We start from the raw sequence: 12,182 nt of genomic DNA on the forward strand, positions 1-12,182 counted from the left end.
GGGGAAGAGCCCCGGAGCACCGCGCAACGAGCCGAGAGGAGCCCGCGTATGTCGATCGGTACCGACGCGGAGACCAAGAAGAAGATCATCGCGCAGTACGCGACCACCCCGGGCGACACCGGTTCGCCCGAGGTCCAGATCGCGCTGCTGAGCCACCGCATCTCCCACCTCACCGAGCACCTCAAGCAGCACAAGCACGACCACCACAGCCGTCGTGGTCTGCTGCTGCTCGTCGGCCAGCGCCGGCGTCTGCTCAACTACCTCAACAAGACCGACATCGAGCGCTACCGCTCGATCGTCGAGCGTCTCGGTCTGCGTCGCTGATCGAGTCGCCACGTGCCTTCTCGTGAACGCCTCGGACGTCGCCTTCCGGTGATGTCCGGGGCGTTCGCTATAGGCTCGTCCCGATAACTGAATCCTCATCACCCAGGAGCGACCCGCCCGTTCTGGCTCGGTCCTCGGTAGTGGCCTCCAGGCCGTCCCCTCGGGGATGCCGCCTGTGGGCCTCGATCGAAGACCGGCCGCAGACGGTGGGCTCCGTCGGCACTCGCCGTCCCCGCTGTCGACCCGGCCCCTGAGCCGGAGCGCGAACGCAGCGGATCGCTCCGCGATAGAACCAGGAAGTACCTTGACCGACTCCATCGAGCCCGTCATCTCCGCCGTCGAGACCGTCCTCGACAACGGGAAGTACGGCACCCGCACCATCAAGTTCGAGACCGGTCTGCTGGCCCGCCAGGCCGCCGGCTCCGTCACCGCCTACCTCGACGACGACACGATGCTGCTCTCGGCCACCACGGCCGGCAAGCAGCCGAAGGACCACTTCGACTTCTTCCCGCTCACCATCGACGTGGAGGAGCGCATGTACGCCGCGGGCCGCATCCCCGGCTCGTTCTTCCGCAGCGAGGGTCGCCCGGGCGAGGACGCCATCCTCGCGTGCCGTCTCATCGACCGCCCGCTGCGCCCGACCTTCAAGAAGGGTCTGCGCAACGAGGTCCAGGTCGTCATCACCGTGATGGCCCTCAACCCCGACACCCCCTACGACGTGCTGGCCATCAACGCCGCGTCGATGTCGACCCAGCTCTCCGGCCTGCCGTTCTCCGGCCCGGTCGGCGCCACCCGGGTCGCGCTCATCGAGGGCCAGTGGGTCGCGTTCCCGACCCACACCCAGCTGGAGAAGGCCGTCTTCGACATGGTCGTGGCCGGTCGGGTCACCGAGACCGGCGACGTCGCGATCATGATGGTCGAGGCCGAGGCCACCGAGGAGACCATCGACCTCGTCATGGGCGGCGCGCAGGCGCCGACCGAGGAGGTCGTCGCCGGTGGTCTGGAGGCCGCCAAGCCGTTCATCAAGCAGCTGTGCGAGGCCCAGGTCGAGCTCGCGAACGTCGCGGCCAAGCCGATCCAGGACTTCCCGATCTTCCTCGACTACGAGGACGACGTGTACGCCGCCGTCGAGGCCGCCGCGAAGGCCGACCTGGCCGCCGCGATGACCATCGCCGACAAGCAGGAGCGCGAGGCGAAGACCGACGAGCTCAAGGCCGCCCTGCTCGAGAAGCTGGGCGCCCAGTTCGAGGGTCGCGAGAAGGAGATCGGGGCGGCCTTCCGCTCGGTCAACAAGCAGGTCGTGCGCGAGCGCGTGCTGCGCGACAAGATCCGCATCGACGGCCGCGGTCTGGCCGACATCCGTCCGCTGCACGCTGAGGTCGACGTCGTCCCGCGCGTGCACGGCTCGGCGCTGTTCGAGCGTGGCGAGACCCAGATCCTGGGCGTCACCACCCTCGACATGCTCAAGATGGAGCAGCAGATCGACAGCCTGTCGCCGGAGACCCACCGGCGCTACATGCACAAGTACATCTTCCCGCCGTTCTCGACCGGCGAGACCGGCCGCGTGGGCTCGCCCAAGCGTCGCGAGATCGGCCACGGCGCGCTGGCCCGCCGCGCGCTCCTGCCGGTGCTGCCCAGCCGCGAGGAGTTCCCCTACGCGATCCGCCAGCTCTCCGAGGCCATGGGCTCCAACGGCTCGACCTCGATGGGCTCGGTCTGCGCCTCGACCCTCTCGCTGCTCCAGGCCGGTGTGCCGCTGAAGGCGCCCGTCGCCGGCATCGCCATGGGCCTGATCTCGGGCGAGATCGACGGTGAGACCCAGTACGTCGCGCTCACCGACATCCTCGGTGCCGAGGACGCCTTCGGCGACATGGACTTCAAGGTCGCCGGCACCCGCGAGTTCGTCACCGCGCTCCAGCTCGACACCAAGCTCGACGGCATCCCCGCCGAGGTGCTGGCCGCGGCGCTGACCCAGGCCCGCGACGCGCGTCTGGCGATCCTCGACGTGATGACCGAGGCCATCGACGCCCCGGCGGAGATGTCGGTCACCGCGCCGCGCATCCTCACCGTCAAGGTGCCCGTCGACAAGATCGGCGAGGTCATCGGCCCCAAGGGCAAGGTGATCAACCAGATCCAGGACGACACCGGCGCCTCGATCTCCATCGAGGACGACGGCACCGTCTACATCGGCGCCACCAACGGTGCCGCCGCCGAGGCCGCGCGGGCCGCGGTCAACGCGATCGCCAACCCCTCGATGCCCGAGGTCGGCGAGCGCTACCTCGGCACCGTCGTCAAGACCACCAACTTCGGTGCGTTCGTCTCCCTGCTCCCGGGCAAGGACGGCCTGCTGCACATCACGAAGCTGCGTGCGCTCAACGACGGCAAGCGCGTGGAGTCGGTCGACGACGTCGTCTCGGTGGGCCAGAAGATCCAGGTCCAGATCGCCGAGATCGACGACCGCGGCAAGCTCTCGCTCGTCCCGGTCGTGGAGGGCGAGGAGTCCGCCGAGTCCGCTGAGGCCGCCGAGGCCTCCGACGACGCCACCGTGGAGGCCTGACCCTCCGTGTCGTCCGCTTCATCAGGTTCGGCCACGTCGGCCCGCTCGGTCTCGCGACCGGGCGGGCCGACGCCCGCTCCCGCCCCTGTCGACGTCATCGCCACGATCACCGACGAGGCCGGTCAGGTCGTCTCGCGCGTGTGCCGCTCGGTGCTGCCGGGCGGTCTGCGGGTCGTGACCGAGCAGATGGCCGGGGTGCGCTCGGCCAGCATCGGGGTGTGGGTCGGGGTCGGCTCGGCCGACGAGGACACCACCCTGCACGGCTGCTCCCACTTCCTGGAGCACCTGCTCTTCAAGGGCACCCCGACCCGCTCGGCGCTCGACATCTCCGTCGAGCTCGACGCGGTGGGCGGTGAGTTCAACGCCTTCACCGCCAAGGAGTACACCTGCTTCCACGCGCGGGTGCTCGACGTCGACCTGCCGCTGGCCGTCGACGTCCTCGGCGACATGATCACCTCCAGCCTGCTCGAGCCCGACGACGTCGAGGCCGAGCGCGAGGTCATCCTCGACGAGATCGCGATGCACGACGACGACCCCGACGACGTCGTCCACAACCTCTTCGCCGAGCAGGCGTGGGGGAGCACCTCCCCGCTCGGCCGCACCATCGCCGGCACCGAGGAGTCGATCACCGCGCTCACCCGAGACCAGATCGAGGCCTTCTACCGGCGCCACTACCGGCCCGCCAACATGGTGGTCGCGGTCGCCGGCAACGTCGTCCACGACGACGTCGTGCGCCAGGTCGCGGCCGCCTTCGCCCGTGGCGGCTTCCTCACCGGCGACGAGGCGCCGGTGGTGCTGCGCGGCACCGGCGTCGTCCCCGAGGTGCGGCCCGGCACGATGTCCTCGCTGCGGCCCTTCGAGCAGGTCAACGTCGTGCTCGGCATGGAGGGTCTGCCCCGCAACCATCCGCAGCGCTTCGCGCTCGGCGTGCTCAACACCGCGCTCGGCGGCGGCACCTCCAGTCGGCTCTTCCAGGAGGTCCGCGAGATCCGCGGCCTCGCCTACTCGGTCTACTCCTTCGCCAGCCACCACGCCGATTCCGGCCTGATCGGGGTCTCGGTGGGCTGCCTGCCGGCCAAGCTCGACGACGTCCTCGCCGTGGTCCGCGCCGAGCTGGCGAAGGTGGCCGCCGAGGGCATCACCGCCGAGGAGCTGGAGCGCGGCAAGGGCCAGCTCCGCGGTGGCCTCGTGCTCGGCCTGGAGGACTCCGGCTCGCGCATGTCGCGGCTGGGCAAGGCCGAGCTGGTCTACGACGAGCTGCTCAGCGTCGAGGAGATGATCGCGCGCATCGACGCCGTCACCCTCGAGGAGGTCGCCGCCCTGGCGGCCGAGCTGTTCTCGCGGCCCGAGATCCTCGCGGTCGTCGGTCCCTGACCCCACCCCCGACCCCGTCGCCGACCCCGTCCCGCGGCGTCGTCCCCGGGCGTCGGGGCGGGTCAGGCCGTGCCGAGCACCAGGACGACGACCCCGGCGCAGGCCGCGGCCCACAGCACGCTCACGAGCGTGCCGATGATGAAGCGCTCGGCGGCGCCGGTGCGCGCCCCCTCCTCGGCCGCGCGCAGCTCGGGGTAGCGGCCCAGGCCCTTGACCGCCAGCACCACCGCCAGCCCCTCGGGCCAGCCGGCCACGAGGGTCGCGAAGACCGCGAGGCGCTCGAGGCCGCCGATCCACGCGCCGCCACGCAGCACCTGGCCGGCGTCGCGGAGGCGGTCGCCCGGTTCGCGCCGGTCGACGCTGTCGAAGACCAGCGTCGTCAGCGGGCCGCCACCGCTGACGGCGCAGCCGGCGGCGACGGTGACGAGCAGGGCGCGCAGCCAGGGGTCGGGGAGGCCGATCTCAGGGGCGACGGCAGCGATGCCCCCGGCCGCGGCCACGAGCCCGAGGACGACGCCGCCGAGGCGCCGCGGGGCGCGCCACGCGAGCACCCCGGCGACCAGTCCGGCGCCGAGGGCGGTGAGGGAGGCGACCCCCCAGGCGGTGGGGCTCATGCGGGCTCCGCGCCGAGCGCCGTGCGGGCCAGCCAGGTCAGCAGTTCGCGGGCCCGGCGCTCCTCGACGATGCCGGCCGCCTGGGCGCGCTGGCTGACCGCCGACTGGCTGATCGCCAGCCGCTCGCCGATCTCGGCGTAGCTGAGGCCCGTGGCCGAGAGATCGGCGACCTCCCAGCCGCGCTCGGTGCGGCGGTGGAGCACCGCCGCCCACAGCCAGGCCGTCGACTCCAGCGCCCGCGCCTCGGGGATCTCGCCCACCACCCGCAGCCGCCAGGGGCTGGTCTTCGCGCCGGTCACCGCCGTGCGGGCGTGCAGGTACGCCGGCCCGCGACCGGCCCGGGCCTCGGTCGGGACGTCGTCGATCGCACCGATGCCGATCCCGACGTTCCAGCCGCCGCTGCGCACGAGCATCCCCACGGCGTCCGCGAGGGCCTCGGGGGAGTCCAGGACGCCCTGCACCTCGTCGCCGGCGGTGCGCTGGAAGCCCGCCAGCGCCGGCAGGCCGGCGAGGCGCTCGAGCAGGTCGGGCACGAGATCGGGACCCGTGCGCGATCCCCGCTGGTCGAGGGTCAGGACGGCGACGGGCATGGTGCCAGCCTACTGAAGGCTCTCGCCTTCATCAATCGAACTGAAGGTTATTCCCTTATCGAGTGCCGATGACGCCGACGCATGCGGGCACCTTGCGCTGCACGACCTGGGTCCGGAAACCGCCCTGGGCGAGCGCGGCCGACGTCCGCTCGATCATCTGGGGAACGTCCTCGGGGCGGGTGGCCTCGTAGAAGAGGAAGACCTTGCCGCCCGGCATCAGCCGCTCGTGCAGGAGCGCGATCTCATCGGCGCAGTCGCGCACCCAGAAGAGGTTGACGTTGAAGGCGTAGACCTTCGTCAGCCGCTTCACCGGCACCCGCAGGGTGGCCAGATCGATCTGGCGCACGGTCAGCCGACCGGCGTCCACGAAGCGCTGGCAGCGGCGCTTGGTGCGGTCGACGCCGGACTCCGAGCGGTCGATCGCGAACAGCTTGCCGGTCTCCAACCGGCTGCAGATCAGCTCGGCGCCGGCGCCCGGTCCGCACCCGATCTCCAGGACGTGATCATCGGGCTGGACGTCCATGAGGTCGACGGACCAGCGGATCCGAGCCGGGATCGTCTGCAGCACCATGGGGACAAGCCTGCCAGAAACCGGGCCGGTGGATCGTGAGGGCCCGCCCGAGGGCTTGTAGGTTGTCGCGCGTGACACACCACGACGGGTCAGCGCAGCGGGTCGGCGTCCTCGGCGCACGGGGGAAGGTGGGCAGCGAGATCGTCCGGGCGATCGAGCAGGCCGACGACCTCGTCCTGGCCGGAGCGGTCGACGCCGGCGACGATCGCGCGGCCCTCGTCGAGGCCGGCGCGTCGGTCGTCGTCGACTTCACCCACCCCGACGTCGTCATGGACAACCTGCGGTTCTGCATCGAGCACGGCATCCACGCGGTCGTCGGCACCACCGGGTTCGACGACGACCGCCTCGCGCAGCTGCGCGACCAGCTGGCCGACGCGCCGGGCGTCGGGGTGCTGATCGCCCCGAACTTCTCCATCGGCGCCATCTTGATGATGCGCTTCGCCGCCCTCGCCGCCCCCTTCTACGAGTCGGTCGAGATCGTCGAGCTGCACCACCCCACCAAGGCCGACGCCCCGTCGGGCACCGCACGGCGCACCGCCGAGCTCGTCGCCAGCGCCCGCCGCGAGGCCGGGTCGGCGCCCCTGCCCGACGCCACCTCGTCGGCCAGCAGCCTCGCGGGGGCGCGGGGCGCCCTCGTCGACGGCATCCCGGTGCACGCCCTGCGCATCCGCGGGCTGGTGGCGCACCAGGAGGTCGTGCTCGGCGGACCGGGGGAGACCCTCACCATCCGCCACGACTCCCTCGACCGCGCCTCCTTCGCGCCCGGCGTGCTGACCGGCGTCCGCCGGATCCCCGGATACCCCGGTCTCACCGTCGGACTCGAGTCCTTCCTCGACCTCGGCTGACCTCGGCTGACCTCAGCTCGGCGCCGTCCCCGCCCGGGTCCGGACGGGGACGGCGGGAGCCGTCCGCGACTGCGATTTCGTGCAGATGCGAGAAGTTGTCCTGCTGCGGTGGTTCCCTCGGCCGGCCCCGACCGCCAGGGTTCACCCAGCCCGCCGTCACCCCAGGCGGCAGGCGGAGAGGGAGACGATGAATCCGAGCACCACCCGCACGCGCGCTCTCGCGGCCGGCCTCGCGCTGGCGGCCACCGGCCTGGCCGGCCAAGCCGCTCTGGGCCCCACCGCGGCCGACGCGACGCCCCGCCCGGCCCTGGAGCGGCCCGCCGACCCGGCACCGCGCGTCCAGGTGCGCGAGCTCACCCGGCCCGCCGTCGTGCAGCGCCTCGGCCGTGACGCCGCCCGGCTGCTGCGCGCCCACCCGGTCGCCGGCCGCGTCGGCGCGGGCACCGCCTTCCGGGCCGCCACGGCGCTCCGCGACACCGACGGCGCCGAGCACGTGCGGCTGACCCGCACCTACCGGGGCCTGCCGGTGCTCGGCGGCGACGTCGTCGTCCACGAGACCCCGGCCGGCGACCTCGCCGGCGTCAGCCAGACCCTCGAGCGCACCCTCACCCTCGCCGTCACCCCGCGCATCGGGGCGGCCGCGGCCCGCGCCCGCGCCCTCGCCCCCGCGAGCGCGCTGCGCGACATCGCCCGGCTGCGCATCACGGGCTCGCCCACGCTCGTCGTCGACGCGATCGGCCACGCGCCGCGGCTGGCGTGGCAGGTCGATACGGCCGGTCGCCGCGCCGACGGCACCCCCAGCCGCCTGGCGACCTACGTCGATGCCCGCACCGGCGCCGTCCTGCGCCGCGAGGAGCACATCGAGACCGCCGACGGCTCGGGCCGCTCCCTCTACTCCGGCACCGTGCCGCTCCAGGTCACGCTCTCGGGCAGCACCTACCAGCTCAAGGACGCCACCCGCGGCGGCACGTACACCAACGACACCAACAACCAGAGCGACGGCGCGCTGTGCAGCGCCCTCGGCCTCGGGTGCCGGGCCGGCACGCTGGTCACCAGCACCTCCTCGGTCTTCGGCGACGGGACGACCGCCAACCGGGCCTCGGCGGCCGTCGACGCCCAGTACGGCACCAACGAGACGTGGGACTACTACCAGCAGGTGCACGGCAGGGCCGGCATCTTCGGCACCGGCAAGGGGTCGTGGAACCGGGTGCACTACGGCAAGAACTACGTCAACGCGTTCTGGGACGGCACCAAGATGACCTACGGCGACGGCGACGGCACCACCTACGGTCCGCTCGTCTCCCTCGACGTGGCGGGTCACGAGATGTCGCACGGCGTCACCGAGAACACCGCCGCCCTGGCCTACAGCGGGGAGTCGGGCGGCCTCAACGAGGCGACGTCCGACATCTTCGGCACGATGGTCGAGTTCTTCGCGGCCAACACCGCCGACCCCGGCGACTACCTGATCGGGGAGCAGTTCGACAAGGCCAAGCACGCCGGCTTCCGGCGCATGGACAACCCGATCGCCGACGGCAAGTCGCCCAACTGCTACTCCACGAACACCAAGAACCTCGACGTCCACTACTCCTCGGGGGTGGGCAACCACTTCTTCTACCTGCTGGCCGAGGGATCGGGTCCGAAGACGATCAACGGCATCGCCCACGACTCCCCGACCTGCAACGGCTCCACGGTCACGGGCATCGGTCGCGACGCCGCCCAGCGCATCTGGTTCCGCGCGCTGACGGTCTACATGACCTCGAGCACCACCTACTCCGGTGCGCGCACCGCCACCGTCAAGGCCGCCACCGACCTCTACGGCGCGACGTCGTCGCAGGCGGCGACCGTCGCCGCGGCGTGGAGCGCGGTCGGGGTCAACTGACCGTCCGCGGGCACGCAGGTCCGACGCCGATCCGGCCGGGAGATCCGGTCGGGTCGGCGTCGGGTCGGTACCGGGCCGTCGTCAGCCCACTGCCCGCAGCACGGCGGCGGTGGCGCCCGCCCCGATGACCACGAACAGGAACGGCACCCGGGCGAGCAGCAGCACCACGGCCGTCGCGAGACCGGCCGCCCGGGCGTCGAGCACCACCCGATGGCCCTCGCCGAGCACCTGCACGGCCACCAGCGCCGCCAGGAGCGCCACCGGCAGCCGGTCGGCCATCCGCCGCACCGTCGTACGCTCCAGCACGGAGGCCGGCACCGACAGGCCGGCCAGCTTGAGCAGGTAGCAGCCGACGCCGCCGAGGAGCACCGCGGTCCAGGCCCCGCTCACGGCGCCGACCTCCCCTCACGCAGCAGGCCGGCGAGCAGGGCGACGCCGCCCGCCGCCAGCACCGGGACGCCGGCCGGTGCGAGCGGCACGAGCCCGAGAGCGACCGCCGCGGCCACGATCGCGAGCACCCGGTGGCCGGCGCTGTCCAGGCGCGGCCACAGCAGCGCGAGGAACGCCCCGCCGACCGCGGCGTCGAGCCCGTAGCTGCGCGGATCGCCGATCGTCGCGCCCGCCACCGCGCCCAGCAGCGTGAAGAGGTTCCAGAGCAGGAAGATCGTGCCGCCCGTCACGAGGAACCCGAGCCTCGCCGTCGCGGTGGAGGTACGGGTCACCGCCATCGCCGTCGACTCGTCGATGACGAGGTGCGCGGCCAGCGCACGACGCCGGCCGCGCCATCCCAGCAGCGTCGTCAGCCGGACGCCGTACAGCGTGTTGCGGACGCCGAGGAGCAGCGCGGCGGCGGCCGCGGCGACCGCCCCGCCGCCGCCGGAGAGCACGCTCACCAGCGCGAACTGCGAGGCGCCGGTGAACATCAGCAGGGAGAGCGCGCAGGTCTGGGCGACCGACAGTCCCGCGGCCGTCGCGACGGCGCCGAAGGAGACGCCGTAGAGGCCGGTGGCCACGCCGACTCCCAGGCTGTCGCGGACCACGGCGCGGCGCTCGACCTCCGACGCCGTGGCGGCCGGGTCGCTCATCCGGCCACCGGGCCCGCCTCCGCGCCCGCCGACGAGCCCGTCACCCAGCCGACCATGCTCATGCGAGCGCGGTGTGCAGCCGCACCTGCTTCACCCGCACGCGTCCCGACCCGTCGAGGTCGAGTTCGCGATGCGCGCCGTCGGGGGCCCAGCCGGCTGCGGTGAGGAAGGCGCGCAGCGCGTCGTCCTCGCTGACCACCCAGGTGACCGCGCGGGTGAACCGGTCGGCGGCGAGGGTGTCGGCAGCGGCCTGGAGCAGCCGCGACCCGTGGCCGCGTCCGCGGTCGGGAGCACCGATGGTGAACTCCATGACCTCCGCGTCGGCCACCGGATCGCAGTCGGGATCGCTCGCGGGCGCGGTCATCGCGAAGCCGACGACCCGGTTGCGGTCGAGGGCGACCAGCGTGCGCTGCCGGGCGTCGCGGGGCCGGATGAGGAGCTCGCGCCACGCGGCTGCCGCCTGCTCCTCGGCCGCGGGTCCGGAGGGGAACTCCTCGGCCGGCACGAGGCCGGCGTACAGCTCGGGCCAGGTGCGCAGCTGCAGGGTCGCCACCGCCGCGGCGTCGTCGGCCCAGGCGACCCGGACGGAATGGTCGGCGCCGCGGTCGGCGCCGCGGTCGGCGCTGCGATCGGCAGGGGTCGGGCTCATAGCCCCATCCTGCCCGCTCGGGTCGGGGCGTGCCGCTGGGGCGTCCCTCTAGGGTCGGGGTCATGGAGATCCGCAACCTGGGTAGGAGCGGCCTGAAGATCTCGGCCGTCTCCTACGGCAACTGGCTCACCCACGGCTCGCAGGTCGAGGAGGACGCCGCCGTCGCATGCGTGCAGCGCGCCCTCGAGGAGGGCATCACGACCTTCGACACCGCCGACGTCTACGCCAACACCGCCGCCGAGACCGTGCTCGGCAAGGCGCTCGCCGGAGAGCGCCGGGAGGGACTGGAGATCTTCACCAAGGTCTTCTGGCCCACCGGCCCGGGCAAGCACAACGACCACGGCCTCTCGCGCAAGCACATCATGGAGTCGATCGACGCCTCGCTGCGACGCCTCGGCACCGACTACGTCGACCTCTACCAGGCCCACCGCTACGACCACGAGACGCCGCTGGAGGAGACGATGGAGGCCTTCGCCGACGTCGTCCGCTCGGGCAAGGCCCTCTACATCGGCGTCTCGGAATGGAGGGCCGAGGAGATCCGCGCCGCGCACGCGCTGGCCCGCGAGCTGCGCATCCCGCTGATCTCGAACCAGCCGCAGTACAACCTGCTGTGGCGGGTGATCGAGGCCGAGGTCGTGCCCACGTGCGAGGAGCTCGGCCTCGGGCAGATCGTGTGGTCGCCCATCGCCCAGGGCGTGCTCACCGGCAAGTACCGCCCCGGTCAGCCCCATCCCGAGGGCTCGCGCGCCACCGACACCAAGGGCGGCGACCAGATGATCAGCCGCTGGCTGAAGGACGACGTCCTCACCCGCGTCGAGCAGCTGGCGCCGCTGGCCGACCAGGCGGGGCTCAGCCTCGCCCAGCTCGCCGTCGCCTGGACCCTGCAGAACCCGAACGTCTCCTCGGCGATCATCGGCGCCTCGCGCCCCGATCAGGTCACCGAGAACGTCAAGGCCGCCGGGGTGCGGTTGGACGCCGACCTGATGACCGCGATCGACGAGATCGTCGACCCGATCGTCGAGCGCGACCCCGCGAAGACGCAGTCGCCGCGGCGCAGCGAGTTCGCAGGCCGGTAGCCGGCGCCTCGAGGGCTCCGCGTCAGCGGTAGTCCTCGGGCAGCGCCTGCCCGAGCTTCACCTGGGGCTTGGGCAGGCGCATGAACTTCATCTGGAGCGAGCGCGTGATGGCGTAGTACGTGGTGCCCTTGAGCGGCTTGTCGGGGAAGCGCCGGGTGAGCTCGCGGCGCAGCCGGAAGCGCAGCACCAGCATGTCGACGACGATCAGCAGGGTCGCACCGAGCAGCACGGTCGAGCCGAAGGCGGCCAGCCGGGCGCTGCCGGAGTAGGTGAGCACGAGCGTGACGAGCAGGATCGGGATCACCAGCTCGACGAAGGAGAACCGCACGTCGACGAAGTCGCGCACGAAGCGGCGCACCGGCCCCCGGTCGCGGGCCGGCAGGTGCCGCTCGTCGCCGGTCTTGAGCGCCTCGCGCATGGTCCGGGTCTGCTCGGCCCGGCGCGCCCGGTCGGCCGCGATCTGCTCCTTGCGGGTGCGCGGCACGCGGGCCTTCGCGCGGGCCGCCGCCTCGGCCTCCTTGCGGGTCGGCGTGGGGCGTCCCTTGCCGCCCGGCTTGGGCGGGTTCGCGGTGGCGGTGGCGCCGGACTCGGACTTGCTGCTGCGACGGAACACGCGGG

13 protein-coding genes are annotated in these 12,182 nt (G+C 72.7%); 6 read left to right on the forward strand and 7 right to left on the reverse strand.

Annotated features, from left to right (window positions below):
• The first annotated feature begins 48 nt into the window (after positions 1 to 48).
• From rpsO to ABD671_RS14830, 3 genes are all read left to right on the forward strand, one after another.
• A complete protein-coding gene (rpsO, locus tag ABD671_RS14820) occupies positions 49 to 324 on the forward strand; it encodes a 30S ribosomal protein S15 (RefSeq protein ID WP_344734193.1) in 276 nt (91 codons plus the stop codon).
• 304 nt (positions 325 to 628) lie between these two features.
• Entirely contained in the window at positions 629 to 2,881 is a 2,253-nt protein-coding gene (locus tag ABD671_RS14825; RefSeq protein ID WP_344734194.1) for a polyribonucleotide nucleotidyltransferase, read from the forward strand.
• Positions 2,882 to 2,887: 6 nt separating this feature from the next.
• The gene (locus tag ABD671_RS14830; RefSeq protein WP_344734195.1) at positions 2,888 to 4,255 is read left to right on the forward strand and encodes a M16 family metallopeptidase; all 1,368 of its coding nucleotides are present in this window, start codon (positions 2,888 to 2,890) and stop codon (positions 4,253 to 4,255) included.
• A 62-nt stretch (positions 4,256 to 4,317) separates the two neighbouring features.
• Here ABD671_RS14830 and ABD671_RS14835 read toward each other — a convergent pair whose 3' ends face one another.
• From ABD671_RS14835 to ABD671_RS14845, 3 genes are read right to left on the reverse strand one after another with little or no spacing between them, the layout of a single operon-like run.
• A complete protein-coding gene (locus ABD671_RS14835; protein WP_344734196.1) occupies positions 4,318 to 4,869 on the reverse strand; it encodes a hypothetical protein in 552 nt (183 codons plus the stop codon).
• The gene (locus ABD671_RS14840; RefSeq protein ID WP_344734197.1) at positions 4,866 to 5,459 is read right to left on the reverse strand and encodes a transposase; all 594 of its coding nucleotides are present in this window, start codon (positions 5,457 to 5,459) and stop codon (positions 4,866 to 4,868) included. Before ABD671_RS14840 ends, ABD671_RS14835 begins: the two co-directional genes overlap by 4 nt.
• A gap of 55 nt (positions 5,460 to 5,514) precedes the next feature.
• The gene (locus tag ABD671_RS14845) at positions 5,515 to 6,030 is read right to left on the reverse strand and encodes a class I SAM-dependent methyltransferase (RefSeq protein ID WP_344734198.1); all 516 of its coding nucleotides are present in this window, start codon (positions 6,028 to 6,030) and stop codon (positions 5,515 to 5,517) included.
• Positions 6,031 to 6,101: 71 nt separating this feature from the next.
• Between ABD671_RS14845 and dapB the strand changes: the two genes are divergently transcribed.
• Together dapB and ABD671_RS14855 are read left to right on the forward strand one after the other, a co-directional pair.
• Entirely contained in the window at positions 6,102 to 6,875 is a 774-nt protein-coding gene (gene dapB, locus ABD671_RS14850; RefSeq protein ID WP_344734199.1) for a 4-hydroxy-tetrahydrodipicolinate reductase, read from the forward strand.
• A 187-nt stretch (positions 6,876 to 7,062) separates the two neighbouring features.
• The gene (locus ABD671_RS14855; RefSeq protein WP_344734200.1) at positions 7,063 to 8,754 is read left to right on the forward strand and encodes a M4 family metallopeptidase; all 1,692 of its coding nucleotides are present in this window, start codon (positions 7,063 to 7,065) and stop codon (positions 8,752 to 8,754) included.
• 81 nt (positions 8,755 to 8,835) lie between these two features.
• Here the strand turns inward: ABD671_RS14855 and ABD671_RS14860 are convergent, their stop codons facing one another.
• Genes ABD671_RS14860 through ABD671_RS14870 form a run of 3 tightly spaced genes read right to left on the reverse strand, consistent with a single transcriptional unit; the run spans position 8,836 to position 10,488 of the window.
• Entirely contained in the window at positions 8,836 to 9,144 is a 309-nt protein-coding gene (locus tag ABD671_RS14860; protein ID WP_344734201.1) for an AzlD domain-containing protein, read from the reverse strand.
• The gene (locus ABD671_RS14865; RefSeq protein WP_344734202.1) at positions 9,141 to 9,839 is read right to left on the reverse strand and encodes an AzlC family ABC transporter permease; all 699 of its coding nucleotides are present in this window, start codon (positions 9,837 to 9,839) and stop codon (positions 9,141 to 9,143) included. The genes ABD671_RS14860 and ABD671_RS14865 overlap by 4 nt, the downstream gene beginning before the upstream one ends.
• 58 nt (positions 9,840 to 9,897) lie before the next feature.
• Complete coding sequence (locus ABD671_RS14870; protein ID WP_344734203.1) at positions 9,898 to 10,488, reverse strand: GNAT family N-acetyltransferase; 591 nt, start codon at positions 10,486 to 10,488, stop codon at positions 9,898 to 9,900.
• A gap of 62 nt (positions 10,489 to 10,550) precedes the next feature.
• On the opposite strand from ABD671_RS14870, the gene ABD671_RS14875 reads away from it, so the two are divergent.
• A complete protein-coding gene (locus ABD671_RS14875; protein ID WP_344734204.1) occupies positions 10,551 to 11,564 on the forward strand; it encodes an aldo/keto reductase family protein in 1,014 nt (337 codons plus the stop codon).
• Positions 11,565 to 11,586: 22 nt separating this feature from the next.
• On the opposite strand, the gene ABD671_RS14880 is transcribed toward ABD671_RS14875, so the two are convergent.
• Positions 11,587 to 12,177, reverse strand: a complete 591-nt coding sequence (locus ABD671_RS14880; RefSeq protein WP_344734205.1) for a DUF3043 domain-containing protein — start codon at positions 12,175 to 12,177, stop codon at positions 11,587 to 11,589.
• Positions 12,178 to 12,182 lie beyond the last annotated feature (5 nt).

The sequence above is a fragment of the Nocardioides fonticola genome (assembly GCF_039536805.1).
Classification (GTDB): domain Bacteria; phylum Actinomycetota; class Actinomycetes; order Propionibacteriales; family Nocardioidaceae; genus Nocardioides; species Nocardioides fonticola.